We start from the raw sequence: 25,618 nt of genomic DNA, 5'->3' as shown, positions 1-25,618 counted from the left end.
ACAGAAGGCGGGAGCGAAACATATGAGTCAATTTAGCAAGGATCAGGTTCAAGATATGTATTACCTATCGCCGATGCAGGAAGGGATGCTTTTTCATGCCATCCTGAATCCCGGCCAAAGCTTTTACCTTGAACAAATCACGATGAAAGTAAAAGGCAGCTTGAATATCAAATGTCTTGAAGAAAGCATGAATGTCATCATGGACCGGTACGATGTATTTCGTACCGTGTTCATTCACGAAAAAGTAAAAAGACCTGTCCAAGTCGTATTGAAAAAACGGCAGTTCCATATAGAAGAAATCGATCTGACACACTTAACGGGCAGCGAGCAAACAGCCAAAATCAATGAGTACAAAGAACAGGATAAGATCAGGGGTTTTGATTTGACGCGGGATATTCCGATGCGGGCAGCCATTTTCAAGAAAGCTGAAGAAAGCTTTGAATGGGTGTGGAGCTACCACCATATTATTTTGGACGGATGGTGCTTCGGCATCGTCGTACAGGATCTATTTAAGGTATACAATGCTCTGCGCGAACAAAAGCCGTACAGCCTGCCGCCCGTCAAACCGTATAAAGACTACATCAAGTGGCTTGAAAAGCAGGATAAACAAGCATCACTGCGTTACTGGCGCGAGTATTTAGAGGACTTTGAAGGACAAACGACGTTTGCGGAGCAAAGAAAGAAACAAAAGGACGGCTATGAGCCGAAAGAGCTGCTCTTTTCACTGCCGGAGGCGGAAACAAAGGCCTTTACCGAGCTTGCAAAATCGCAGCATACCACTTTAAGTACGGCGCTGCAGGCAGTCTGGAGCGTATTGATCAGCCGCTATCAGCAGTCTGGCGATTTGGCCTTCGGTACAGTTGTTTCAGGGCGTCCCGCGGAAATCAAAGGCGTTGAACATATGGTTGGGCTGTTTATCAACGTCGTCCCGAGACGTGTGAAGCTGTCTGAGGGTATCACATTTAACGGCTTGCTCAAGCAGCTGCAGGAGCAATCGCTGCAGTCTGAGCCGCATCAATATGTGCCGCTTTATGACATCCAAAGCCAGGCTGATCAGCCGAAACTGATTGACCACATCATTGTTTTTGAGAACTATCCGCTTCAGGATGCAAAAAATGAAGAAAGCAGTGAAAACGGCTTTGATATGGTGGATGTTCATGTTTTTGAGAAGTCGAATTATGATCTCAACCTGATGGCTTCCCCGGGAGATGAGATGCTGATTAAGCTTGCCTATAATGAGAATGTGTTTGATGAGGCGTTTATCCTGCGCTTGAAATCTCAGCTTCTTACAGCAATTCAGCAGCTCATCCAGAATCCGGATCAGCCTGTCAGCACGATCAACCTCGTTGACGACAGGGAGAGAGAATTTTTGCTAACCGGCTTAAACCCGCCGGCTCAAGCTCATGAAACAAAGCCTCTGACGGATTGGTTCAAGGAAGCAGTGAACGGCAATCCGGATGCGCCGGCGCTTACGTATTCCGGCCAGACCCTGTCTTATCGCGAATTAGATGAGGAAGCGAACCGCCTTGCACGCCGGCTGCAAAAACACGGTGCGGGCAAAGGCTCTGTTGTAGCGCTGTACACGAAGCGCTCACTTGAACTGGTGATCGGCATTCTCGGTGTATTAAAGGCGGGAGCAGCCTATCTGCCGGTTGATCCGAAGCTGCCAGAGGACCGAATCTCGTATATGCTGGCTGACAGTGCGGCAGCCTGTCTTCTGACGCATCAGGAGATGAAAGAACAAGCGGCTGAGCTGCCGTATACAGGCACAACGCTCTTCATTGATGATCAAACACGGTTTGAAGAACAGGCAAGCGATCCTGCAACCGCGATTGATCCTAATGATCCGGCATATATCATGTACACGTCCGGCACAACCGGAAAGCCAAAGGGCAATATCACCACTCATGCCAATATTCAAGGATTGGTCAAGCATGTAGACTACATGGCATTCTCTGAGAAAGATACATTCTTATCTGTTTCCAATTACGCCTTTGACGCATTTACCTTTGATTTCTACGCTTCAATATTGAATGCGTCACGTCTCATTATCGCAGATGAACATACGCTGCTTGATACAGAACGGCTCACAGATCTGATCCTGCAAGAGAATGTCAATGTCATGTTTGCGACAACCGCACTATTTAATCTTCTCACAGATACGGGAGAGGATTGGATGAAGGGACTACGCTGTATATTATTCGGCGGAGAGCGCGCCTCAGTGCCTCATGTCAGAAAAGCGCTACGGGTCATGGGGCCGGGCAAGCTGATTAACTGCTACGGGCCGACTGAGGGAACAGTGTTTGCGACTGCTCACGTCGTGCATGATATACCGGATTCCATCTCCTCATTGCCGATCGGAAAGCCGATCAGCAATGCCAGTGTTTATATTCTGAACGAGCAAAGCCAGCTCCAGCCATTCGGGGCGATCGGTGAACTGTGCATCAGCGGAATGGGCGTGTCAAAAGGATATGTAAATCGTGCTGACCTCACGAAGGAAAAGTTTATTAAGAACCCGTTCAAGCCGGGAGAAACGCTTTACCGCACAGGGGATTTAGCACGCTGGCTGCCGGATGGAACGATTGAATACGCCGGCCGTATTGACGACCAGGTCAAAATACGCGGACACCGGATTGAGCTTGAAGAAATCGAAAAGCAGCTGCAGGAATACCCAGGTGTGAAAGATGCGGTCGTTGTGGCGGACCGACATGAGTCAGGCGATGCATCAATCAATGCCTACCTCGTGAACCGGACGCAGCTTTCAGCTGAGGACGTGAAGGCGCACCTGAAAAAACAGCTTCCTGCTTATATGGTGCCGCAAACCTTTACCTTCTTGGATGAGCTTCCTTTAACGACGAACGGGAAAGTCAATAAACGGCTGCTCCCAAAACCTGATCAGGATCAGCTGGCGGAAGAATGGATCGGACCGCGGAACGAGATGGAAGAAACAATCGCACAAATCTGGTCTGAGGTTCTCGGCAGAAAGCAAATTGGCATTCATGACGATTTCTTTGCGCTCGGAGGGCATTCCTTGAAGGCCATGACCGCCGCTTCCCGAATCAAGAAAGAGCTCGGGATTGATCTTCCAGTAAAGCTTTTGTTTGAAACGCCGACGATCTCCGGCATTTCAGCGTATTTGAAAAACGGGGGCCCTGATGGCTTGCAGGATGTAACGATAATGAATCAGGATCAGGAGCAGATCATTTTCGCATTTCCGCCGGTCTTGGGCTATGGCCTTATGTACCAAAATCTGTCCAGCCGCTTGCCGTCATACAAGCTGTGCGCCTTTGATTTTATTGAGGAGGAAGACCGGCTTGACCGCTATGCGGATTTGATCCAGAAGCTGCAGCCGGAAGGGCCTTTAACATTGTTTGGATATTCAGCGGGATGTAGCCTGGCGTTTGAAGCTGCCAAAAAGCTTGAGGAACAAGGCCGTATTGTTCAGCGGATCATCATGGTGGATTCCTATAAAAAACAAGGTGTTAGTGATCTGGACGGACGCACGGTTGAAAGTGATGTCGAAGCGTTGATGAATGTCAATCGGGACAATGAAGCGCTCAACAGCGAAGCCGTCAAACAAGGCCTCAAGCAAAAAACACATGCCTTTTACTCATACTACGTCGACCTGATCAGCACAGGCCAGGTGAAAGCAGATATTGATCTGTTGACTTCCGGCGCTGATTTTGACATGCCGGAATGGCTTGCATCATGGGAAGAAGCTACAACAGGTGCTTACCGTATGAAAAGAGGCTTCGGAACACACGCAGAAATGCTGCAGGGCGAAACGCTAGATAGGAATGCGGGGATTTTGCTCGAATTTCTTAATACACAAACCGTAACGGTTTCATAAATGAAGTGATGAAAGGAGGAGACAGCCAATGAGCCAACTCTTCAAATCATTTAATGCGTCGGAAAAAACGCAGCTCATCTGTTTTCCGTTTGCCGGCGGCTACTCGGCGTCGTTTCGCCCTCTCCATGCTTTTTTGCAGGGGGAGTGCGAGATGCTCGCTGCCGAGCCGCCGGGACACGGCACGAATCAAACGTCAGCCATTGAGGATCTCGAAGAGCTGACGGATTTGTACAAGCAAGAACTGAACCTTCGCCCTGATCGGCCGTTTGTGCTGTTCGGACACAGTATGGGCGGAATGATCACCTTCAGGCTGGCGCAAAAGCTTGAGCGTGAAGGCGTCTTTCCGCAGGCGGTTATCATTTCTGCAATCCAGCCGCCTCATATTCAGCGGAAGAAAGTGTCCCACCTGCCTGATGATCAGTTTCTCGATCATATTATCCAATTAGGCGGAATGCCCGCAGAGCTTGTTGAAAATAAGGAGGTCATGTCCTTTTTCCTGCCTTCTTTCCGATCAGATTACCGGGCTCTTGAACAATTTGAGCTTCACGATCTGGCCCAGATCCAGTCGCCTGTTCATGTCTTTAACGGGCTTGGTGATAAAAAATGCATACGAGATGCGGAAGGCTGGAAGAAGTGGGCAAAAGACATCACATTCCATCAATTTGACGGCGGGCACATGTTCCTGCTGTCACAAACGGAAGAAGTCGCAGAACGGATTTTTGCGATCTTGAATCAGCATCCGATCATTCAACCGTGATCAAAAGCGGACAGCTTCGGCTGTTCCGCTTTTTTTGTGTTGAATGCCAATTTTTGCATGGTATAATAGTCGAAATACTCAAATAAAGGCGGGTCGAAACATGCACACGTCTCCCAGGATGAAATGGTTTGTATTGCTGTTTACGTTTGTTTTCGCCATCGGAATGAACTCATTCAGAAATTCCTTTCAATTTTTTATGCTGCCAATGGCGGATGCCTTCCATGCCGACAGGTCGCTGATCTCGGTTTCTGTCAGCATTTTTATGATCACAACCGGCATCGTCCAGTTTTTTGTCGGTTTTTTCATCGACCGTTTCAGTGTCAGAAAAATTATGGCGCTTGGAGCTGTCTGCATCAGCGCAAGCTTTTTGGTGCTTCCTTATTCACCGAATGTTCATGTGTTTTCCGCCATTTACGGTGTGCTTGGCGGAATCGGCTATTCCTGCGCGGTCGGCGTGACGACCCAGTATTTCATCAGCCGTTGGTTTGACACACACAAAGGTCTGGCGCTTGCTATTTTGACCAATGCCAACTCTGCGGGCCTGCTGCTTCTCTCGCCCATTTGGGCTGCGGCTCCGTATCATGCCGGCTGGCAGAGCACCTATACGATTTTGGGAATCGTCATGGCGGCTGTTCTGCTGCCGCTCCTCGTCTTTGGGATGAAGCACCCGCCACATGCGCAAGCAGAGTCTGTGAAAAAATCTTATGATTGGCGGGGATTTTGGAACGTGATGAAGCAATCCCGCCTCATTCATATCCTGTACTTTGGCGTGTTTACTTGCGGATTTACGATGGGAATTATTGATGCTCACCTCGTCCCGATACTGAAGGATGCGCATGTCTCTCATGTCAACGGAATGATGGCCGCGTTCGGAGCATTTATCATCATTGGCGGATTATTGGCGGGCTGGCTGTCCGATCTCCTCGGCAGCAGAAGCGTCATGCTATCCATCTTATTTTTCATTCGGCTGCTCAGCCTCATTTGCCTGCTCATTCCCATTCTCGGAATTCATCACAGCGAACTTTGGTATTTTGGCTTTATCCTGTTATTTGGACTCAGTTACACAGGCGTGATCCCGCTGACCGCGGCGTCAATTTCGGAAAGCTATCAAACAGGATTGATCGGATCGCTGTTAGGCATCAATTTCTTTATCCATCAGGTTGCCGGTGCTCTCAGCGTGTATGCGGGCGGTTTGTTTTTTGACATGACTCATGGTTATTTGCTGATTGTCGCTGTGTGCATCGTGTTTGTGGGTTTATCGGCTGTAATAGAGCTGGTGCCGTTTTTAGATAAACAAAAGGCAAAAGAAACCCACCAATCAATATAAAAGGATCAGCACTGTCAATGCTGATCCTTTTTAAATTTGAGTTTTTTTGTTTCGGTATTTTTAAGGATAATCTCCTTGAATCTGTTCACTTCCTCTTTGGAATGAAAAAAACGTTTTGGGATCGCAATATATTGGCCGCTTGATGTATTGACCCTGAAGATATTTTTATATTCGAAAACAGCTGTGATTTCATCCCAATTGAAAATGAGGTCATATTTTTTAGAACATATACGAATTCCTTCTTGGTTCAGAGTATATGTTCTTTTAGATTTCATCCGTTCGTTCTTCTTGTATGCTCTGGAAAACTTCACATATAGAAGAAGGAGGAGCAGCAGTGTAAACAGAACGGACATCACGATAATCAACATACTGTTCATAAACAAGTTAAGCGCGTCACTGCCATAAACGATACGGGGCCATCCGTTAATGAAGTTAACTGCAGCAAATATGGCGCAAAACAACAGAAAGTAAAAACATGATAATTTTGCGATTTGATAAAAAAAGATTTCTCTTACATCCTTAAAAGTGATTTCTCCTGGAAGATTGATACTTTCACTAGCATATTGAACCATACGGTAAACCTACACCTCTAACCATGTTTTTCCTTTCAGTCTAGCATAATTTCTCATTTTTTTGCAGGCATACCAGGGCGCTTTGTTTTTTTCTCCAGATTGATATTGCTCCCCACCACGCCAATCATAATACAAACAGCCCCGGCAAGATGATACCAGGCCAGGCTTTCGTTGAGAATCACAACTCCTGCAATCATCGTCACAATGGTAGATACATGATTAAAAGCGCTCATTTTAAACGCCTCAATTCGCGACAGCGTATAGTTAGACAGAAATGAAGTGACAAGTGAAGACAGCACGCCCAAATACACAATGGCGAGAACGAAGCCGGGCTCCCGGAACGGCAGAAAATAAGTGCCGACTGTTCCCGCCGCTCCGTGACGCACAAGGGCGATGGCGTTGAAGACGACAAAGCCGATGGCTGACATGATGTAGGTGAGCTCGGTCAGCTTGAACCGCTGCGTCATTTTTCTGGCAGCAGTATTGTACATCGCTGAAGACAAAGCGGACAATAGGATCAGCAAAGACCCTTTTAAGCTGGCTGATTCCACGTCAACGCCTTTCATCACAAAAATAAACATGACGCCGGCAACGGATAAAACCGTGAACCCCTTTTGCGTCCACGTTGGGCGTTCCTTTAAAACATAAGCGGCAAAGACCATCGTGAAAATCGGAATGGCTGCCTGAATAATTCCCGCTTCAGAGGAGGACGAGTACACAAGGCCGAATGCCTGAAAGCTGAAAAATAACGCGGGATACAGCAGGGCGAGCGGCAAAATGGCAATGACGTCCTTTACGCGGATTGATAGCTTTACCCAGCCGAATAAGATCGGTATAGTGGCCGCAGCAAACGCAATGGTGAACCGATGCGCCAAAATATCAAACGGCTCTGCTGTTTGCAGTGCGATTTTTACGAATAGAAAGGATAAACCGATAATGAACGAATATAAAATAGCCGCCATATAAGCGGGAGCTTGCTGATGTTTAACCATAATGGGAAGTGCTCCTTTACCTGAATTGCAGCGCCGGTCGCTCCCTTTATTGTATGGCCGCGGTCAGAACGGTACAATGAGAAAAACAATGAACTGTACCGGTACAAAACAGGGGGAGAAGGCATGGAGAAATATATGAGTCTAGTAACGAGGATAGAGGAGATGATGCAAAGCACCGCCTATCAAGAAGGAGACAGGCTTCCATCTATCCGTCAGCTGTCCGCCCGCTACCAAGTCAGCAAAAGCACAGTGATCCGCGCGTTGCAGGAGCTGGAAAAGCGCCACCTTATCTATTCTGTTCCGAAAAGCGGCTATTATATTGTGAAAAAGACGGGAAAAGCCAAAAGCGGGCAGCAGGGTCCCATCGATTTTGCCACATCTGCGCCGGACCCAGATGTGTTTCCGTATCTTGATTTTCAGCACTGTATCAACAAAGCGATTGATACATACAAAAACGATTTGTTTATTTATGGGACGCCAAAGGGGCTTCCATCACTCATCCGTGTACTCCGAAAGCTCTTGGCTAATCAGCAGGTATTTGCGGATGAACGGCATATTTTCATTACATCAGGTGTCCAGCAGGCGTTATCTCTGCTTTGTGCCATGCCATTTCCAAATGGGAAAGAAAAGATCGCCATTGAACAGCCGGGCTACCATTTGATGGTCGAACAGCTTGAGACGCTTGGGATTCCCGCCATCGGGGTGAAACGAACGGAAGAAGGGCTTGATATAGCCGAGGTTGAGCGGTTATTTCAAACAGAATCGATTAAATTTTTTTATACGATGCCCCGCTTCCATAACCCGCTTGGCTGCTCTTTGTCAGAGCGTGATAAACAGGAGCTTGTGAGACTGGCAGAAGCGTATGATGTCTATCTCGTTGAGGATGATTACCTCGGTGATCTGGAGGAAAATAAAAAGGCAGATCCGCTGTACGCATATGATCTGTCCTCACATGTCATCTATTTGAAAAGCTTCTCGAAAATGATGTTCCCCGGCCTTCGCGTGGGGGCGGCTGTTTTGCCCGAAGCGCTGACTGACACGTTCTATGCGTACAAAAAGCTGAACGACATCGACTGTTCGATGATTTCTCAAGCAGCATTGGAGATTTACCTGAAAAGCGGTATGTACGGCAGGCATAAGGAGAAAATCAGAGATTCTTATAAAGAGCGGTCGCTGAGGCTACATCAAGCCATTCAAACACACAGGCAGCTGGGAAGCGGCCGCTTTACGTTCTCCAGCGGGCAGGCACCCTGTATGCACACCCATTTGGTGCTTCCTCAGGATCTGCCCGCCTCAAGAGTGATTCATAGACTGAAAAAACAAGGGGTGACCCTTGAGGCGATAGACCGTCATTATTTATCAGATTATCAGAAAGAAAATCTATTAAAAATCAATATTTCCAATGTGAAAACGGAAGATATTGAGCGCGGTGTCAAGCTGTTGATGAGCCATTTATAAAAGCTCTTCGTACGAGACCATTGTGATATCCTCGGGGAAATCAGGGTGTGCGGCGCATACAGCCATTTTGTAGCCGGGATCGACCTCATACGTTTTGATATAGCATGGGGAATGGCTGTCCGGAAGCTCAATGGATACTTGTCCGTCCTGATGCAGGCGCACTGAAAAGGAATCAAGCGGAAGCGATAAGCCTTTGCCTTCCTGTTTGATAAAGCTTTCTTTCATTGACCATAGATGATAAAAATAGTCTGTTCGCTCGTCCTTGTCTTTTGCTAAAAGGTCGCTGTACTCTGTTTTTGAAAAGAAGCGCTTGGCGATCTCAAGGCTGATCGGTTTCGTTTTTTCGATATCTATGCCGATCGGCTGTGAATCAAACGCACCAATGACCCAGCGGCCGGAGTGAGAAATGTTGAAATGAGCGTCGGGAAGATCAGTGATGCACGGCTTCCCGTATTCCTGCGTGCTAAAGCGGATATCGGATTTGTCCAACTGATACTGCCTGCTTATGACTGAGCGAACGAGCACATCTCCCAGCAGGGTGCGGTGAGCATCTTCTTTATGATAAAATCTCCGGCATTTCTCCCGTTTTTCAGGTGATATGAAAGACATGAACCGTTCATTTTCTTCCTGTGAAAGCGGGCGGTCCATATAAATTCTGTAAATCTTCATTCTAGATCCTCCGTCTGCAAAAGATTGTCAAAACCATCCTATCATACTTCAACAAGACTCATATAGAGGAGAAAATAAAAAAACAAAGCCAAGGCGGCTTTGTTTTAGTGTACAGGCGGAGATGCTTTCACAGCGGCTGTCCGCCTTGCCACAGCATAATTCAGCAACTGGATTGACTGGGGCAATGAAAAGCGCAAAATAAGTCCGGTGAGGATGGCGGTCAAGATGGTGCCAAAACCGATCGGGCCGCCCATGCCCCATGCCGCAAACAAAATGGTTAATTCCATGCCGTTCCGCACCCATTGCACATTCCATCCGGTCTTTTCTGTAATCAGCATCATCAGTGAATCACGCGGCCCCGCGCCAAGGCCTGCTGATACATAAACACCGACGCCGTAACCGATTAGCACTACGCCGAGAGAGAAGACGATGATCGAGCCTGTGTAGGTCGAGGGGGCAGGCAGAATGAAATTGAAAAAATCTATAAATACACCAATGAGCACCATATTCAGGAGGGCCCCAATTTTCGGCCAAGCCCTCGTAAACAATGACGTGAATCCGACGATGAGCGCTCCAATAATGATGGACCACTGGCCGACGGTAAGCCCGAAGTGCTGAAACAGGCTGTAATGAAATGCATCCCACGGACTAATGCCGAGTGCTTTTCCTTCTATCGTCAGGGATACACCAAAAGCCAAAATGATCAAACCGGCAAAATAAAATGTCCAGCGCAGAACAAGTTCTTGCTTCACGTGAGGTCCCTTCTTTCGTAAAAATCAGTCGATTGTCATTGTAGCACATCTGACAGAAGGGCGGAATAGGCGAAAGGAGCTCAACAAAAAAACAGGGCCGCCGCGGGCGCCCTGTTTCAGCGTGTTGGAAAACCCTTGCATTCGTTGTCAGGCCTGCGCTTCGGTGCTCACGAATTTAACATTCGCTGTGCTCCAATGCTCGCCCTTCCTAGACTTCAAAGGTTTTCAATCACGCTGAAAATGACAAATCCTAAAACGAAAATCGTTTTAGGATTTTGTCAACAATCTGTAACAGGGCGCAGGCGCCCTGTTTTTCTTATTACAGCGGGTTCAAAATCCGGTTCAAGAACCGCTGTGTCCGTTCTTCTTTTGGTGCGGAGAAAATTTGCTCCGGCGGTCCTTGCTCCACGATAACGCCGCCGTCGATGAAGATGACTTCATCCGCAACTTCCTGTGCGAACTTGATTTCGTGGGTCACGACGACCATGGTCCAGCCTTCATTGGCCAAGTCCTTGATAACCTTCAGCACCTCTCCGACAAGCTCGGGATCAAGCGCTGAGGTCGGTTCGTCAAACAGCATGAGCTCAGGCTGAATCGCCAGTGCGCGGGCGATGCCGACGCGCTGCTGCTGGCCGCCGGAAAGCTGGAACGGATATAAATCCATTTTGTCCTTCAATCCAACTTTATCAAGAAGCTGAATCGCTTCTTTTCTGACTTCCTCTTTGTTCCGTTTTTGCACCTGAACAGGGCCCTCCATCACGTTTTCGAGGGCTGTGCGGTGCGGGAACAGGTGATACGCCTGAAACACCATTCCGGATTTTCGGCGAAGCTTTAGGATATCCGCCTGTTTCACCTTTTTGGAGAAATCGATGGAGAAATCATCAAATGCAAGCTCTCCGCGATTCGGGATCTCCAGAGCGTTCAGGCAGCGGAGCAGCGTCGTTTTCCCTGAACCTGAAGGCCCAAGTATGGCGATGACTTTTCCTTTTTCAATCTTCATATCTATCTTTTTTAAAATTTCATTTTCACCGAATGATTTGTTTAATCCTTTAACGGTAAGCATACTCGGAACCTCCTTATTTGGCCACGTAGCGGTCAAGACGCCGTTCGATGACATGCTGGACGAGTGAGAGCAGGAAGCAGATAATCCAATAAATAAAGGCTGCTTCAATATAGATCACTAAAATTTGATCAAGATTCCGCGCGCCGATTTCCTGGGCTTTTCTGAACAGCTCAGCGACCAGAATTTGAGAGGCGAGGGATGTATCTTTAATCAGGCTGATAAAGGTATTGGATAATGGCGGGATCGACACACGAAACGCCTGCGGCAAAATGACGCGGAACAGCGTTTTTTGATGTGTCATGCCAATTGTGTAGCCGGCTTCCCATTGCCCTTTCGGCACGGATAAAATAGATGCCCGAATGATTTCAGATGCATAGGCGCCGACGTTTAAAGAAAAGGCGATAACTGCGCTTGGAAATGGATCTAATGTGACGTTAAAGGCCGGGAACAGATAGAAAATGATGAACAATTGAACGAGAAGAGGAGTGCCGCGTATTGCGGATACGTATACGCTGAACACCCATCTCAAAGGTCTCACTTTCGACATTCTGGCAAGCGCCGTAATCAGCGCCAGGATCATTCCGAATATAAAGGAAAGAATCGTAAGGGGAATCGTATAGTAGATTCCCCCTGAAAGTATCGGCCAGAATGACTGCTGCACCAGATCCCACGGGATCGCCGTGCCAAGCGTCAATGCCGGCAGATTATTTAGAAACATCTTCGCCGAACCATTTTTTAGATATTTTAGAAAGAGTCCCGTCCTCTTTCATTTCTTTTAATGCTTTGTTGACTTGATCAACAACCTCGCCGCTTCCTTTACGGAACGTGAAATATGTTGACTGAGGATCACCTGTTTCAAACGCGATTTTCACGTTTTTATTGCCAGATGTTTTTAAGTAGTTCAATACGGCAAGCTTATCGTTGTATGTCATATCGACACGGCCTTGCTGGATCATTTGAAGGGCCTGCGCCATGCCTTCAACGCCTTCTACTTTAGCGCCGGCATTTGTAGCTAATTTGTTGTAGTTGCTTGTCAGTGATTGAGCTGACGTTTTTCCTTTTACATCTGCTTCAGACTTAATATCGTTGTTGTCTTTTTTCGTTACGACAACGGCTCTTGATGTTGTGTATTTATCTGAGAAATCATATTTGTCTTCACGATCTGTTTTTCCGACTTGGTTGGCAACAACGTCAAACCGTTTGGAATTCAGGCCGGCAAACATACTGTCCCACTGTGTTTCCTTAAAGTCGACTTTAAGCCCGAGGCGTTTTGCGACTTCTGTGATAACTTCGACATCATAGCCAGTCAGTTTATCAGTGTCTTTGTCGTGGTAAGTGAACGGCTCATATGTTCCTTCCGTTCCGACTGTGAGCACACCTTTTTTCTTAATTGAAGCCCAAAGATCGCCATCTTTGGCATTATCTTTTGACTGATTGTCATTTCCTGCTCCGCAAGCTGCAAGAGCTGCAATACTTACGACCATGAATAAAGCCAATAATGCTTTTTTCATCTTATTCCCCACTTTTCTGGTTGATTTTATTGAAATAAAAAAATAGCTTACAAATCTAAAGGATAACTTTTTTTTAGTATGAGTCAAGTAATTGGTTTTCATAAGGCAAAATCTTTTAAAATAAATCCAAAAATTGCTGTGCCGGTTTAGGCAAATAACTGTCCGTTCTCCACATGACAGCCGGTGTCATAATGAAGGGATTATTTTCGATATGGACGGTGTGAACGTGATTTCTCATATGAACGGGAATCATTGTGACGGGCAAAATAGACGCGCCGAATCCGGATGACACGAGGCTGAGCAAAGTTGCAGAGTCGTGGCATTCACAAACAATGCGCGGCTCCAGGTTCAAACGATGAAATTCATTCATGACCTGATTATAGACGCCTTTTCCGTTGACAGGCCTCAGCAGGATCAGCGGAAATGAAGGAATGTCCTCCATCTTAATGGTGTCTCCGCACGGATATCCGGCTTCATCTGAAAGCACGAGCACACATGGAATGTCATCAAGCTGCTTGAATTGTACTGTGTCACTTTTGATCAGTGTTGTCGTGACCGCCGCATCGATTTGCCGGCTTTCCAGCAGTTCCAACAGTGTCGCGGGCTCATTTTCCCAAATATTAAAGGTGAGATGGGGGTATCTCTCTTTGATCTGTGTTACTTTTTCAAGCATCAGAGCCGCGCAATAAATCGTTGATCCCACGGCAAGTGTGCCGGCTACTTCCTCCTTCAGCTCCTGTACCTCAATGACTGCATCTTCAAACCTATGCAGAATCTCTTTTGCTCTTTTTAGAAAAACAGCTCCTTCATATGTAAGAGTCATTTGTTTTTTCTTGTTACGGTCAAACAGAACAACACCAAGTTCGTCCTCCAGCTGTTTGAGCTGCCTGCTTAAAGGCGGCTGCGCCATGTGAAGCTTTTTGGCTGCGGACGTGATTTTCTGTTCTTGGGCAATGGTAATGAAGTATCGAAGCTGGCGAATATCCAAAAGAAAGCGCCTCCTTATCATACCTTTTAGGTATTAAATATAGATTTAATAGATATTTTTCATATGGATATATCAGGAGTATGATTGAAATGAAAGCAGAATTCAAGCGTAAAGGAGGGGGCAAAGTGAAACTCGTTGTCGGAATGACAGGGGCAACAGGGGCCATTTTCGGGGTCAGGCTGCTGCAGTGGCTGAAGGCCGCCGGAGTGGAAACCCATCTCGTTGTGTCTCCTTGGGCAAACGTCACGATCAAACACGAAACAGGCTATACCTTACAAGAAGTAGAACAACTGGCCACATACACTTACTCACATAAGGATCAGGCGGCAGCCATTTCAAGCGGGTCGTTTGATACCGATGGAATGATTGTTGCGCCGTGCAGCATGAAATCTCTCGCAAGCATTCGCACCGGAATGGCGGATAATCTGCTGACACGTGCGGCGGATGTCATGCTCAAGGAGAGAAAAAAACTCGTCCTCTTAACGAGAGAGACGCCTTTGAACCAAATACATCTCGAAAATATGCTAGCGCTTACGAAAATGGGCACCATCATTCTTCCTCCGATGCCGGCATTTTATAATCAGCCGAGCAGCTTAGAGGAAATGGTTGACCATATTGTATTCAGAACGTTGGACCAATTCGGCATTCGGCTTCCTGAAGCGAAACGCTGGAATGGGATTGAAAAACAAAAAGGAGGAGCTTGATCATGGCTTATCAAGATTTCAGAGAATTTCTCGCTGCCCTTGAAAAAGAAGGACAGCTGCTTACAGTGAATGAAGAGGTAAAGCCGGAACCGGATTTAGGGGCCGCCGCACGGGCAGCCAGCAATCTTGGCGATAAAAGCCCCGCGCTCTTATTTAACAACATTTACGGCTATCATAACGCGCGAATTGCGATGAATGTCATCGGCTCTTGGCCAAACCATGCCATGATGCTGGGCATGCCGAAAGACACACCGGTAAAAGAACAGTTTTTTGAATTCGCAAAGCGTTATGACCAGTTTCCGATGCCGGTCAAACGTGAGGAAACAGCGCCATTTCATGAAAATGAAATCACAGAAGATATCAATTTGTTCGATATACTGCCTCTTTTCAGAATAAACCAAGGAGACGGAGGCTACTATCTAGACAAAGCGTGTGTTATTTCCCGTGATCTTGAGGACCCTGACAACTTCGGCAAACAAAATGTCGGCATTTACAGAATGCAGGTCAAAGGAAAAGACCGTCTCGGCATTCAGCCTGTCCCGCAGCACGATATTGCAATCCATCTGCGCCAAGCTGAAGAACGCGGCATCAATCTTTCGGTCACCATTGCGCTTGGCTGTGAGCCGGTCATTACAACGGCGGCATCGACTCCGCTTCTCTATGATCAATCAGAATACGAAATGGCAGGTGCGATTCAAGGCGAACCATATCGCATCGTCAAATCAAAGCTGTCTGATCTTGATGTTCCGTGGGGCGCTGAAGTGGTGCTTGAAGGTGAGATTATTGCCGGAGAGCGCGAATATGAAGGGCCGTTCGGTGAATTCACAGGCCATTATTCCGGCGGACGCAGCATGCCGATTATCAAAATTAAACGCGTCTATCACAGAAACAATCCGATCTTTGAACATTTATACTTAGGCATGCCTTGGACAGAATGCGATTACATGATCGGCATTAACACATGCGTGCCGCTTTATCAGCAGTTAAAAGAAGCGTATCCGAACGAAATTGTGGCAGTGAACGCCATGTACACACACGGTTTAATCGCGATTGTTTCCACAAAAACCCGCTATGGCGGATTTGCGAAAGCGGTCGGCATGCGTGCACTCACAACGCCGCACGGACTTGGCTATTGCAAAATGGTCATTGTCGTTGATGAGGATGTCGATCCATTCAACCTTCCGCAGGTCATGTGGGCGCTTTCGACCAAAATGCATCCGAAACACGATGCGGTCATCATTCCGGACTTATCTGTCCTGCCGCTTGATCCGGGATCCAATCCATCAGGAATCACTCACAAAATGATTCTTGACGCCACTACACCGGTTGCGCCGGAAACAAGAGGCCATTATTCACAGCCGCTTGATTCTCCGCTAACAACGAAAGAATGGGAACAAAAACTAATGGACTTAATGAATAAATAAGGAAAGGATGTTCGAAATGCATACATGTCCTCGATGTGACTCAAAAAAGGGAGAAGTCATGAGCAAATCGCCTGTAGAAGGCGCATGGGAAGTTTATCAGTGCCAAACATGCTTTTTCACATGGAGATCCTGTGAACCGGAAAGCATTACAAATCCCGAAAAATACAATCCAGCGTTTAAAATTGATCCAAAGGAAACAGAAACAGCAATTGAAGTTCCGGCGGTGCCGGAACGAAAGGCTTGATCCGCGTGAACTGTATGTCAGACCGTCTCTTTGAGCTGCTTGACGGGAGCTGCCTGAATGAGAAGCAGCATGAGGCCTTCGTTCTGCAAACAGTATCAGAAGATGGTTGGCCGCATGCCGCTATGATCAGTGCAGGTGAAATTATCGCGCTGAGCCGAACTGATATCCGAATCGCTCTGTGGAAAAACACAATGACTTCGGCCAACATCCTTCGTACAGGAAAAGCACAGTTCACGGCATGGTGGAAGGGAGCGGCCTATTATGTAAAGCTTGAATGCGCGCCTTTACCGCCTTTGAAAGATGCCGAATATGATAGAGACCGTTTTTCCTGCCGCATCGTTTCAGTGAAGGAGGACGTTGCGAAATACGCTGATTTGACTTCTGGTGTCCGTATACAGCTTCATAGCGCTGAAGAGGTGCTGGGCAGATGGGAAAAGACCCTGGAAGATTTAAAGCGGTAATATCGATAGCCTGACGCCATGCGTCAGGCTTTTTTTATATAATGAAAACAAAGGGGGTGTGAAAAATGGAACGTGCGGGGATCTGTCATTCGGACGGCTTTGATTTAGCTTATCGAATTGAGGGCGAGGGTGCACCCATCCTTGTGATCGGGAGTGCGGTTTACTATCCGCGCCTTTTTTCCTCAGATATCAAACAGAAATATCAATGGGTCTTTGTCGACCATAGGGGATTTGCTAAGCCTAAGCGGGAGCTTCGTGCGGAGGATTCGAGGCTTGATGCCGTCTTGGCTGATATCGAAAGGATGAGAACATTTCTTCAGCTTGAGGATGTTACTATCCTGGGACATTCCGGGCACGCTTTTATGGCTTTAGAGTATGCCAGGACATATCCCAAACAAGTTCGGAAGGTGGCGCTCTTCAATACTGCGCCTGATAACAGTGAAGAAAGACAGCGAAAAAGCGAATCATTTTTCAGGGAAGCAGCCAGTCTTGAGAGAAAGAAACGCTTTGAAAAAGACATCGCGAATTTGCCGCAGGACATCGACAAAGATCCTGAAAGGCGCTTTGTGCACATGTGTATTCGCGCTGAAGCGAAAAGCTTTTATCAAGAGCGGCCGCATGCAGCTGCCTTATGGGACGGTGTATTCACGAATATGCCGATCATTGATGAATTATGGGGCAATACATTTGCCCGGCTTGATCTTATTCAGCGGTTAGCTGATGTTCGTATGCCGGTGTATATTGGATTAGGGAGATATGATTATTTGGTTGCGCCCGTTTCGCTATGGGATGCAGTTGACGGTTTATATCCCCATGTGGATAAGGTTATTTTTGAAAGGAGCGGCCATCAGCCGATGCTGGAAGAACCGGAAGCCTTTGATCAAAGCGTCAGCAAATGGCTGGATCAATAAAAAAACAGCCCGCAGATCAAAATCCGCGGGCTGTTTCTGATTATAAGACCCCTTTCATCGCGCGTTTGATCATCGGCGAGAGCAGCAGGAGAATGCCGCCAAGAACGATAGAAATCAAACCGATGGTGCCGAAGTACATTGTTTCAGGAATTTTATCAAACAATCCGGCTACTTGGGCATTGATCGCTTGGGCTGCTGCGTTAGTCAGAAACCACATACTCATTGTCTGTGCAGAGAATGCAGCTGGCGCCAGTTTCGTTGTTACGGATAAACCGACTGGAGACAGGCACAGCTCTCCAAGCACGACAAGCAGGAAGCTGAGAACGAGCCAAAGCGGGCTTACGAGTGCTTCTTTTCCTTGCATAGCAGGGAATACCATAATGATAAAAGACAATCCGGCTAAAATAATTCCGATTGAGAATTTAACTGGTGTAGACGGCTGGCGTTTGCCAAGCTTCATCCAGAGCCATGCGAATATTGGCGCAAAAATGACAACAAACAATGGATTTAATGATTGGAACCATGATGACTGAAGTTCGAATCCGCCCAATGAAAGTCTAATGCGTTCATCAGCGTATACCGCAAGAATGGTCGCCCCCTGTTCCTGAATGGCCCAGAACATGACAGCACCGATAAACAAAGGAACGTAAGCGGCAAGACGGGATTTTTCTGTGCTGTCCGCTTTTTTGCTTGTAAACATGATGATGAAATAAATGACAGGAATCAAAATACCGAGAATACTTACAAGGTCGATAAAACGATTGATCGTCAGCACGCCTGTTTGTACAGAGATAATCACTGCGATCGCCACGATGATAACACCGATTCCGGTGCCAATCGCAGATTTTTTAGACAGCGGATTTGGCACATTGGAACCTGCAAGCCCGAGGTTTTTCTTCCTTGTCAAAGCAAATACGATAAGTCCGAGAAGCATTCCGACTGCGGCAGCTCCGAAGCCGAGATGATAGTTGTACTTCTGTCCGAGTGTTCCGACAATTAATGGCGCAAGTAAACCACCGAGGTTAATCCCCATGTAGAAAATACTGAAACCTGAGTCGCGGCGCGGGTCTTCTTTCGTGTAAAGATCCCCAACCACGCTTGAAACGTTTGGTTTTAATAAGCCTGTTCCGACAATAATAAGCACCATGCTGATATAGAATGCGATCGCGCTGCCCGGATAGGCGAGTGCAATGTGGCCGAACATAATGAATATGCCGCCGTAAAACACGGTGTTTGCGGTACCGAATACCCGGTCAGCGAGCCATCCGCCAATAATGGTGGACATGTATACGAGTGATCCGTAAATCGACATAATGGCAACCGCAGTGCCCTTATCAAAGCCGAGCCCTCCGTTTACCGTCTCTGTATACAAATAGTAAAGTAAGATTGCTCTCATTCCATAGTAAGAGAAACGCTCCCAAAATTCGGTGAAAAATAGTGTAAATAGTCCTCGCGGGTGACCAAAGAACCCTTTTTGCGGGACGCTTTTAATGATACTTTCGTTATCAATCGAAGCCATGTCAGCCAAACCCTTTCTAAAAAAAGTGTATTATAAAAATCATATTCTTATATAATACTTGTGTCAATATAATTTATACTCATTTCAAATAGTTCCATATTGGAAAAATTATAAATACCTAAAAATAGTGATTTCCTCCTAATTTTTAAACTTTTTATCGTGAGATTTTCTTACATAACTCTTCCTTTATATTTTTTTAATAAAATTTTAGAGAAATGTACAAGCAGATCGGGCCTTTGTGAGTAACATGATAGTAATCATAGAGAAGGAGGCTCGCAATTGGCTGAATTCATATTAAATGCAGCGGATTTCGGTGTTCCTGGAGATGGTAAAACGGATTCGACAGAACGGATTAATCAGTGCCTCAGTACAGCTGTATCGAAAGGCTATCATACTGTCTGGTTTCCAAAGGGAACATATTTAATAGACGGAACGCTTGGCGGAGATCTTAATCAGAAGTTTCGAAACGCGGGGATCATTGTTCCCGGCAACCTTGAGATTATGATGGACCCCGAATGTATCATGAAAGTGATACCGAATAGTTCGTGGGGTTATTCCGCATTTTATGTAGGCAAGCAAGAGAATATAACCATTTCCGGGGGACAAATTATCGGCGAACGGGATGAGCATACGTATGCTTCGGCGGGGATAAGATCAACCCATGAATGGGGCTTTGGCATATGTATTGAAGGATGCTCGAATGTTGTCATTGATGATGTGAAAATTTCTGATTTTACCGGCGATGGGATCATAGTCAGCCCAAGGGGATTAAAGACCAATCAAGATTATCGAACGTCAGAGCAAATTATCATCCGCCGCTGTGAGGTTCGGCGGTCGAGGAGAAATAACATTTCCATTACCGGATGTGACATGGTCACGGTGGAGGAATGCTTGATTGAAGATGCCGGAACGGGGAATGGAACAGCGCCGAAATTCGGAATTGACATTGAAGGATATGGCGAAGGTGACGTTGATTATGAGGAACCGATTAATGTATCAATTCGCAATAACCACTTTGTTGGAAACGTTTCAAGTTCTGTGACCAATTTTAACGGGTATGGCATTTTAATAGAAGGAAATCACTCAGACAATACAATCAGCTACGGATATGGGACGCAAACAGTGATCAAAGGAAATATACTGAGACGCCCTGAAGACGCGGCGGCTGCGCCAAGAGTCGGGATAACCGGACTCGGTGTATCACAAGGAAAAGAGTCCAGTGATGCAGTGATCGCTGGCAACCTCATTACCGGATTTTCAACAGGAATTGATGTCAGGGGAAAGAGCGTTCTTGTGACGAACAACAAAATCAGCAACTTTGAAAACACAGGGATATTGGTTTATCAATCCTTCGACGTAAAGGTAGACGGAAACCAAATTCAAAACGGACTGTCTGAAACAAGGCGCAGCATCGGTCTTCGTGCAGTGCTGTCAGATGACACCGCTTTTCTGAATAACTGTCTCATTCAAGTCGTTGACGGTGTGAACGTTTCCGGCGGAAATATGATCATTAAAGATAATCTCCTGAGAAAATTCAGCCGGGGCATTTGGATTGCTCAAGGGAACGCGGTGATTGAAGGGAATACACTGAATCCTGATGCGTTTGAAGCAGTGCCGGAATCATATTCTGTTTCCGTCACAAACAATGCCGGCGCTATCATCAAAAACAATACATTTAAAGAGTTCAAAAATTACCCCATTTATTGCTCCACAAGTGCAAAAACCTCAATTATCGGCAACCACTTAGAGAGATCTCCGCTTTTGGTCACCATCTATATCAGCGCCGGTGTGCATGAGATTTTTGATAATACCATTTCAGTCAACAGAACAGCCGGGAATCCGATTGTGATTTATATCAATGGCTCGGCAGGCTCTATCATCTCAGGAAACACCATCAATAACCTCTCCGCGGGCACTGCGATAGCTATTCAAACAAACACGGCAACCAATTCTAAAATCATCGGCAACCGCATTTTTAAAGGGACCATCAACAAACACAGCAGTGACACAATAGACGGCAATATTATTGTCTGAAAAAAGCGCCCCCTCTAGGGGTTCTTTTTTTTCGATTTATAGATCACGTACATTTCTCTCACAAGTACTAAAACAAAAAATAAAAGCACGACCCATTCCGCAAATGTTGTCATCTTAAAGCTGGACATATTGTTATAAATGGCTTTTGTTAAACTGAACCCTTGAAGCATGTCCATCAATACAGAAATAGCTAATAAACAAATTAATATAACTCCTGTCACGCCCAATATCTTCATGCTTCATCATCCTCCGTTTTTAGTGTCTATCGTTGGCGGAGAAGTTATACCGCATCTAAACCTAATGCATAATCTCAATTTTAAAAGGAAGAATATGAGAAAACGACAAGGAAAGGTATTTGTGTATGCCTTTATTTTCTAAGCAAAAGAACAATACCGATTCAAAAGACAAGCAGAATACAGACGAAAGGAATCAGGAACAGCAGCAAGAAAAAGAAAGGCCGGTTCTCATTTCTCCAAGTTTGGCAAAGAATATAGCGGAAACGAAAAAGGAAGTCGGAAGCAGCTCTGACGTCATCATTCGTGAGATTAAAATCGGGGAGCAGGATCATGTCCATTTGGCTGTTATTTATATTGCAGGCCTGGTCGATAATAACACAATCCATGAGTCGTTAATCGATCCTTTGGTACAGGATGAGTCTATCCAGAATTCCCATGCGATCCAGCAAATTCTTGAAAAAACGCTCCCCCTGGGCGGAGTGAAAGCGGAAAAGAGCTGGGGCAAGCTTTTTTCCGAGTTAATGCTCGGCAATGCGCTCGTTTTTGCAGATGGCTATGATGAAGCTTTGATTTGCAGCACTCAAGGGGGAGAGCAGCGCTCCATCCAAGAGCCGAGCACCCAGGTGTCATTCCGCGGCCCGCGCCAAGGGTTTACAGAGTCTCTGCAAACCAATATTTCCATGATCCGGCGATACATTAAAAATCCGAATTTATGGGTTGAAAAAATGAAAAAAGGTTCTGTTACGAATACGGATATCGCTCTCATGTACATTCAAGGAATATGTGATGAAAAGGTGCTGAAGGAAGTGAAACAGCGCCTGGAAAAAATAGATATTGACAGTATTTTGGAATCTGGATATATTGAGCAGCTGATTGAAGATGAAACCTTTACGACATTTCCGACCATGTATCATACAGAACGTCCTGATGTTGTAGCGGGAAATCTGTTAGAAGGAAGATTCGCGATAATTGTGGACGGAACACCGTTTGTGCTTATTGCTCCGGCCTTATTTGTTCAATTTTTTCAGTCTGTTGAGGATTATTATTCACGTTTTGACATTGCGACAAGCATACGGATTCTTCGCGTTTTAGTCTTTTTCATTTCGCTTGTGGCTCCGGCTGTATACGTGGCAGCCACGACGTTTCATCAAGAAATGATACCGACTCAGCTGTTAGTGGTCATTGCGGCCCAGCGGGAAATTGTTCCGTTTCCGGCTGTTGTGGAGGCGCTGACGATGGAGGTTGCTTTTGAGATTCTGAGGGAAGCGGGAGTCAGGCTGCCCCGGGTTGTCGGCTCGGCAGTATCAATCGTAGGCGCGCTCGTAATCGGCCAGGCTGCCGTACAGGCTGGTATCGTCTCTCCGGCAATGGTTATTGTCGTTGCACTCACCGCGATTGCGAGCTTCGCAACACCTGCGTTCGCGATGGCCATTTCAGCCCGGCTTATTCGGTTTATTTTTATTATTGCCTCAGCTGTTTTGGGTTTTTACGGGCTGATTTTAGGGATCATTATGATGTTTGTCCACTTATGCAGTCTTCGTTCATTCGGCGTTCCATATATGTCGCCGCTTGCACCTTTTTCTTCACAAGGCGTAAAGGACGCGCTTTTCCGTGTTCCGTGGTGGGCCGATGAAAAAAGGCCGGAATCGGTCAGTAAGGAAGATAAGGTGCGGCAGGGGCAAGATCAACGCCCAGAGCCGGCCGCTTCACGAGGAATGGTGAACAAAGATTTGGAAGAAGGGGATCAGAATGGTACGTAAATGTCTATTAGCCGTTCTCATGATTTTGAGCGTCATTGTGCTGCCCGGCTGCTGGGATAAGCGGGAACTGACAGATCTTGCGATTATCTCGGCAATTGGCATCGATAGGACAAACGAAGGCAACTACGTGCTGCATCTTCAAATTATCAATCCCGGAAATGTCGCCGGCGGGCTTCAGGGAGGCGGTGCTGGAGACAGGCCGCCTGTATCTGTCTATTCGATTGAAGGCGACAATTTGACGGAAGCACTCAGAAAAGCCTCCATGAAGGTATCGCGGCGGCTTTATTTTGCCCATACCAACCTGGTCGTAATCAGCGAAAAGCTGGCGAAAGAGGAAGGGCTGGATTTTGTATTAGACAATCTTGACCGGGACACGGAATTCAGGACAACGGCGACCTTCGTCGTTGCCCATAAAACAAAAGCAGAAAATATCGTGAAAATCCTGACTCCGATTGATAAAATTCCGTCAAACAAAGTCAATAAAACACTCGATTTCACGGAGGCGCAATACGGACGGGTGGTCAAAACCAATATTCAGGACGTTTTGAAAACACTTGCCAGCGACACAAGGGCACCGATTATTCCGGGTTATTTGATGATTGGCGATGATAAAAAAGGAGTCAGCATGGAAAACACGCAGGCGACTGACCCGAAAGCCATTCTTCAGGCAGACGGTTTGGCGGTTTTTGATAAGGCCGGGTATTTAAAGTATTGGATTGAAGATGATGAAAGCGTGGGGGCAGTCTGGCTTATGAATAAGGTCCAGCATACGTTTATTAATGCTGATTGGGGCAAGACGAAAGATGCGGTCAGCTTGCAGGTTACCCATCAAGATACAAAGCTGGTACCTGATATGCGGAACGGACGTCCGCACATCCATGTGAAAGTGACGGTTGAAGGAATTATAGATGCTGTCAAATACCCTTTCCAATTATCTAATCCGAAGGTGCTGGCCGCTATTGAAAAAGCGCTCAACAAAGAGCTTGAAATGGAAATTAGCCATACTGTGAAAAAAATCAAGAAGAATAAAATAGATTTTATCGGTTTTGGTGACACGATATATAGAAAGTATCCGGAGCAGTGGGAGAAAATGAAGGATACATGGGACAAAGAATATTTGCCCGAACTGCCTATCGATGTGAAGGCCGAGACGTATATCAGAAGAACGGGATTGCGAAACAATCCGATCAAACACCAGTTTAAAGATGATTAGGTCTGGAGAAAGGGGAAGTGACAGATGGAAAAAGCCAGAATAAGCATCAGGCAGCTGTTTGTCATGATTATCATTTTTGAGCTGGGCAGCTCCTTATTGATTACACCGGGATCAATGGCGGGCAGGGATGCTTGGATCGCAGTTCTGTTGGGGTGTGCAGCCGGTTTGTTTCTTTTCTATTTGTATCAAGGCATTTATCAATGTTACCCGAATTCTTCTCCGAAAGAATATATGGATGATATGCTGGGAACCAAGCTGAGCTGGCTGTTTTCATTTCTCTATATCTTGTACTTTGCCTATATTGCCGCAAGGGTCCTGCGTGACTTTGGAGAAATGCTGCTGACATTTGCTTATCATGATACACCTATCATTATTGTAAATGGTTTGTTAGTGGTAGTTAGCATATACGCCGTAAGAAAAGGAATCGAAGTGCTCGCCCGCGCGGCTGAGCTGCTTTTCGGAGCCATGTATTTACTGGGCGCAATCGGCCTCTTGCTGATTGTTGTCTCAGGTTCTATAGACCCGCATAACTTAAAACCGGTTTTGGCAGACGGCATTTCTCCTGTCCTTTACTCTGTTTTCACTCAGACCATGTACGTTCCGTTTGGCGAAGTCGTTTTATTTGTGATGATTTTCCCTAACCTGAATGACAGAAAAGATGTGAAAAAAGTGGGGATGATCGCCATGGCTATTAGCGGATTGGTTGTGGCGCTCACCGTGGCGATTAATATCAGCGTGCTTGATGTTGATCTTACACTCAGATCCCAGTTTCCGCTTTTAAGTACGATCCAGACAATCAAGGTCGAAGAATTTTTAGACCGGCTCGATGTCTTTTTTATGCTGGCGCTGATCATCGGCGGCTTCTTTAAGGTCAGCCTCTACTTATATGCCACTGTGGTTGGGACATCTACGCTCTTTAAGGAAAAGAACCCCTCTCAATTGGCTTATCCGATGGGATTGGGCATCTTAATCCTTTCTATAACGATTGCGACTAACTTTTCAGAGCACTTGAACGAAGGCTTGAACGTGGTGCCGCTGTATATTCATTTGCCTTTTCAATTTTTGTTTCCGCTCTTTCTGTTTATTGTGGCTGTTTGGAAAAAGAAACGAAGAGAGAAGTCAAAAGGGACAGGAGCAAAAAAATGATAAAAAGAGCGGGGGGATGCAGCCGCC

General features: G+C 46.3%; 23 protein-coding genes. 13 read left to right on the top strand and 10 right to left on the bottom strand.

Annotation, left to right across the window (positions count from 1 at the left end):
* The first annotated feature begins 22 nt into the window (after positions 1 to 22).
* The 3 genes from srfAC to ACQVGT_RS18755 all read left to right on the top strand — a co-directional run bounded on the left by srfAC (position 23) and on the right by ACQVGT_RS18755 (position 5,934).
* Entirely contained in the window at positions 23 to 3,850 is a 3,828-nt protein-coding gene (gene srfAC / locus ACQVGT_RS18765; RefSeq protein WP_015382745.1) for a surfactin non-ribosomal peptide synthetase SrfAC, read from the top strand.
* A gap of 28 nt (positions 3,851 to 3,878) precedes the next feature.
* Positions 3,879 to 4,607 carry a surfactin biosynthesis thioesterase SrfAD gene (gene srfAD, locus ACQVGT_RS18760; RefSeq protein WP_015382746.1) on the top strand — a complete coding sequence of 243 codons (729 nt, stop codon included), beginning with the start codon at positions 3,879 to 3,881 and terminating at the stop codon, positions 4,605 to 4,607.
* Positions 4,608 to 4,707: 100 nt separating this feature from the next.
* Positions 4,708 to 5,934, top strand: a complete 1,227-nt coding sequence (locus tag ACQVGT_RS18755; protein ID WP_041517652.1) for an MFS transporter — start codon at positions 4,708 to 4,710, stop codon at positions 5,932 to 5,934.
* 14 nt (positions 5,935 to 5,948) lie between these two features.
* On the opposite strand, the gene ACQVGT_RS18750 is transcribed toward ACQVGT_RS18755, so the two are convergent.
* A complete protein-coding gene (locus ACQVGT_RS18750) occupies positions 5,949 to 6,506 on the bottom strand; it encodes a YcxB family protein (RefSeq protein ID WP_015382748.1) in 558 nt (185 codons plus the stop codon).
* A gap of 53 nt (positions 6,507 to 6,559) precedes the next feature.
* On the bottom strand, positions 6,560 to 7,498 hold the full coding sequence (locus ACQVGT_RS18745; RefSeq protein WP_015382749.1) for a DMT family transporter: 939 nt from the start codon (positions 7,496 to 7,498) through the stop codon (positions 6,560 to 6,562).
* Positions 7,499 to 7,621: 123 nt separating this feature from the next.
* Here ACQVGT_RS18745 and ACQVGT_RS18740 point away from each other — a divergent pair, with 123 nt between their 5' ends.
* The gene (locus ACQVGT_RS18740) at positions 7,622 to 8,956 is read left to right on the top strand and encodes an aminotransferase-like domain-containing protein (RefSeq protein WP_015382750.1); all 1,335 of its coding nucleotides are present in this window, start codon (positions 7,622 to 7,624) and stop codon (positions 8,954 to 8,956) included.
* Here ACQVGT_RS18740 and ACQVGT_RS18735 read toward each other — a convergent pair.
* From ACQVGT_RS18735 to bsdA, 6 genes are all read right to left on the bottom strand, one after another.
* Entirely contained in the window at positions 8,951 to 9,625 is a 675-nt protein-coding gene (locus tag ACQVGT_RS18735) for a 4'-phosphopantetheinyl transferase (protein WP_015382751.1), read from the bottom strand. The genes ACQVGT_RS18740 and ACQVGT_RS18735 overlap by 6 nt on opposite strands.
* Positions 9,626 to 9,729: 104 nt before the next feature.
* Positions 9,730 to 10,377 (bottom strand): YczE/YyaS/YitT family protein, encoded by a 648-nt coding sequence (locus tag ACQVGT_RS18730; RefSeq protein WP_003234545.1) that lies wholly within the window; start codon positions 10,375 to 10,377, stop codon positions 9,730 to 9,732.
* Between the two features lie 319 nt (positions 10,378 to 10,696).
* The gene (gene tcyC / locus ACQVGT_RS18725; RefSeq protein WP_003246629.1) at positions 10,697 to 11,440 is read right to left on the bottom strand and encodes a cystine ABC transporter ATP-binding protein TcyC; all 744 of its coding nucleotides are present in this window, start codon (positions 11,438 to 11,440) and stop codon (positions 10,697 to 10,699) included.
* 13 nt (positions 11,441 to 11,453) lie between these two features.
* Complete coding sequence (gene tcyB, locus ACQVGT_RS18720) at positions 11,454 to 12,158, bottom strand: cystine ABC transporter permease TcyB (RefSeq protein ID WP_003234541.1); 705 nt, start codon at positions 12,156 to 12,158, stop codon at positions 11,454 to 11,456.
* Entirely contained in the window at positions 12,145 to 12,951 is an 807-nt protein-coding gene (gene tcyA / locus ACQVGT_RS18715; RefSeq protein ID WP_015382752.1) for a cystine ABC transporter substrate-binding lipoprotein TcyA, read from the bottom strand. The genes tcyB and tcyA overlap by 14 nt, the downstream gene beginning before the upstream one ends.
* 115 nt (positions 12,952 to 13,066) lie before the next feature.
* Positions 13,067 to 13,939 carry a transcriptional regulator BsdA gene (gene bsdA, locus ACQVGT_RS18710; RefSeq protein WP_003234533.1) on the bottom strand — a complete coding sequence of 291 codons (873 nt, stop codon included), beginning with the start codon at positions 13,937 to 13,939 and terminating at the stop codon, positions 13,067 to 13,069.
* Between the two features lie 89 nt (positions 13,940 to 14,028).
* Here bsdA and ACQVGT_RS18705 point away from each other — a divergent pair, with 89 nt between their 5' ends.
* The 5 genes from ACQVGT_RS18705 to ACQVGT_RS18685 all read left to right on the top strand — a co-directional run bounded on the left by ACQVGT_RS18705 (position 14,029) and on the right by ACQVGT_RS18685 (position 17,683).
* Positions 14,029 to 14,643: a non-oxidative hydroxyarylic acid decarboxylases subunit B gene (locus tag ACQVGT_RS18705; protein WP_014478815.1), complete on the top strand. Its 615-nt coding sequence runs from the start codon at positions 14,029 to 14,031 to the stop codon at positions 14,641 to 14,643.
* Between the two features lie 2 nt (positions 14,644 to 14,645).
* Positions 14,646 to 16,067, top strand: coding sequence for a phenolic acid decarboxylase BsdC (gene bsdC, locus ACQVGT_RS18700; RefSeq protein WP_015382753.1), 1,422 nt, complete (start codon positions 14,646 to 14,648; stop codon positions 16,065 to 16,067).
* Positions 16,068 to 16,083: 16 nt separating this feature from the next.
* Positions 16,084 to 16,311, top strand: a complete 228-nt coding sequence (bsdD, locus tag ACQVGT_RS18695) for a phenolic acid decarboxylase subunit BsdD (RefSeq protein WP_010886405.1) — start codon at positions 16,084 to 16,086, stop codon at positions 16,309 to 16,311.
* On the top strand, positions 16,308 to 16,772 hold the full coding sequence (locus ACQVGT_RS18690) for a pyridoxamine 5'-phosphate oxidase family protein (RefSeq protein WP_015482788.1): 465 nt from the start codon (positions 16,308 to 16,310) through the stop codon (positions 16,770 to 16,772). Before bsdD ends, ACQVGT_RS18690 begins: the two co-directional genes overlap by 4 nt.
* 65 nt (positions 16,773 to 16,837) lie before the next feature.
* Entirely contained in the window at positions 16,838 to 17,683 is an 846-nt protein-coding gene (locus ACQVGT_RS18685; RefSeq protein WP_015382755.1) for an alpha/beta fold hydrolase, read from the top strand.
* A gap of 40 nt (positions 17,684 to 17,723) precedes the next feature.
* Here ACQVGT_RS18685 and ACQVGT_RS18680 read toward each other — a convergent pair whose 3' ends face one another.
* A complete protein-coding gene (locus ACQVGT_RS18680; RefSeq protein ID WP_015482789.1) occupies positions 17,724 to 19,202 on the bottom strand; it encodes a peptide MFS transporter in 1,479 nt (492 codons plus the stop codon).
* 279 nt (positions 19,203 to 19,481) lie between these two features.
* On the opposite strand from ACQVGT_RS18680, the gene ACQVGT_RS18675 reads away from it, so the two are divergent.
* Positions 19,482 to 21,236, top strand: coding sequence for a right-handed parallel beta-helix repeat-containing protein (locus ACQVGT_RS18675; RefSeq protein WP_015382757.1), 1,755 nt, complete (start codon positions 19,482 to 19,484; stop codon positions 21,234 to 21,236).
* A gap of 14 nt (positions 21,237 to 21,250) precedes the next feature.
* Here ACQVGT_RS18675 and ACQVGT_RS18670 read toward each other — a convergent pair whose 3' ends face one another.
* The gene (locus ACQVGT_RS18670; RefSeq protein ID WP_014475793.1) at positions 21,251 to 21,472 is read right to left on the bottom strand and encodes a YczF family membrane protein; all 222 of its coding nucleotides are present in this window, start codon (positions 21,470 to 21,472) and stop codon (positions 21,251 to 21,253) included.
* A gap of 125 nt (positions 21,473 to 21,597) precedes the next feature.
* Between ACQVGT_RS18670 and gerKA the strand changes: the two genes are divergently transcribed.
* Genes gerKA through gerKB form a run of 3 tightly spaced genes read left to right on the top strand, consistent with a single transcriptional unit; the run spans position 21,598 to position 25,591 of the window.
* Positions 21,598 to 23,232 (top strand): spore germination protein GerKA, encoded by a 1,635-nt coding sequence (gene gerKA / locus ACQVGT_RS18665; RefSeq protein ID WP_015482790.1) that lies wholly within the window; start codon positions 21,598 to 21,600, stop codon positions 23,230 to 23,232.
* A complete protein-coding gene (gerKC, locus tag ACQVGT_RS18660) occupies positions 23,222 to 24,445 on the top strand; it encodes a spore germination protein GerKC (protein WP_015482791.1) in 1,224 nt (407 codons plus the stop codon). Before gerKA ends, gerKC begins: the two co-directional genes overlap by 11 nt.
* Before the next feature lie 24 nt (positions 24,446 to 24,469).
* Positions 24,470 to 25,591, top strand: a complete 1,122-nt coding sequence (gene gerKB, locus ACQVGT_RS18655; protein WP_015382761.1) for an endospore germination permease GerKB — start codon at positions 24,470 to 24,472, stop codon at positions 25,589 to 25,591.
* The last annotated feature ends 27 nt before the right edge of the window (positions 25,592 to 25,618 follow it).

The organism is Bacillus sp. SCT118, assembly GCF_058566435.1.
This window is presented reverse-complemented; position numbering and strand designations above follow the sequence as displayed.

Excerpts from the sequence above, each read along its gene's own strand:
- srfAC (WP_015382745.1), top strand. The coding sequence starts at position 23 with ATGAGTCAATTTAGCAAGGATCAGGTTCAAGATATGTATTACCTATCG.
- srfAD (WP_015382746.1), top strand. The coding sequence starts at position 3,879 with ATGAGCCAACTCTTCAAATCATTTAATGCGTCGGAAAAAACGCAGCTC.
- ACQVGT_RS18755 (WP_041517652.1), top strand. The coding sequence starts at position 4,708 with ATGCACACGTCTCCCAGGATGAAATGGTTTGTATTGCTGTTTACGTTT.
- ACQVGT_RS18750 (WP_015382748.1), bottom strand. The coding sequence starts at position 6,506 with ATGGTTCAATATGCTAGTGAAAGTATCAATCTTCCAGGAGAAATCACT.
- ACQVGT_RS18745 (WP_015382749.1), bottom strand. The coding sequence starts at position 7,498 with ATGGTTAAACATCAGCAAGCTCCCGCTTATATGGCGGCTATTTTATAT.
- ACQVGT_RS18740 (WP_015382750.1), top strand. The coding sequence starts at position 7,622 with ATGGAGAAATATATGAGTCTAGTAACGAGGATAGAGGAGATGATGCAA.
- ACQVGT_RS18735 (WP_015382751.1), bottom strand. The coding sequence starts at position 9,625 with ATGAAGATTTACAGAATTTATATGGACCGCCCGCTTTCACAGGAAGAA.
- tcyC (WP_003246629.1), bottom strand. The coding sequence starts at position 11,440 with ATGCTTACCGTTAAAGGATTAAACAAATCATTCGGTGAAAATGAAATT.
- tcyB (WP_003234541.1), bottom strand. The coding sequence starts at position 12,158 with ATGTTTCTAAATAATCTGCCGGCATTGACGCTTGGCACGGCGATCCCG.
- tcyA (WP_015382752.1), bottom strand. The coding sequence starts at position 12,951 with ATGAAAAAAGCATTATTGGCTTTATTCATGGTCGTAAGTATTGCAGCT.
- ACQVGT_RS18705 (WP_014478815.1), top strand. The coding sequence starts at position 14,029 with ATGAAAGCAGAATTCAAGCGTAAAGGAGGGGGCAAAGTGAAACTCGTT.
- bsdC (WP_015382753.1), top strand. The coding sequence starts at position 14,646 with ATGGCTTATCAAGATTTCAGAGAATTTCTCGCTGCCCTTGAAAAAGAA.
- bsdD (WP_010886405.1), top strand. The coding sequence starts at position 16,084 with ATGCATACATGTCCTCGATGTGACTCAAAAAAGGGAGAAGTCATGAGC.
- ACQVGT_RS18685 (WP_015382755.1), top strand. The coding sequence starts at position 16,838 with ATGGAACGTGCGGGGATCTGTCATTCGGACGGCTTTGATTTAGCTTAT.
- ACQVGT_RS18680 (WP_015482789.1), bottom strand. The coding sequence starts at position 19,202 with ATGGCTTCGATTGATAACGAAAGTATCATTAAAAGCGTCCCGCAAAAA.
- ACQVGT_RS18670 (WP_014475793.1), bottom strand. The coding sequence starts at position 21,472 with ATGAAGATATTGGGCGTGACAGGAGTTATATTAATTTGTTTATTAGCT.
- gerKA (WP_015482790.1), top strand. The coding sequence starts at position 21,598 with ATGCCTTTATTTTCTAAGCAAAAGAACAATACCGATTCAAAAGACAAG.
- gerKC (WP_015482791.1), top strand. The coding sequence starts at position 23,222 with ATGGTACGTAAATGTCTATTAGCCGTTCTCATGATTTTGAGCGTCATT.
- gerKB (WP_015382761.1), top strand. The coding sequence starts at position 24,470 with ATGGAAAAAGCCAGAATAAGCATCAGGCAGCTGTTTGTCATGATTATC.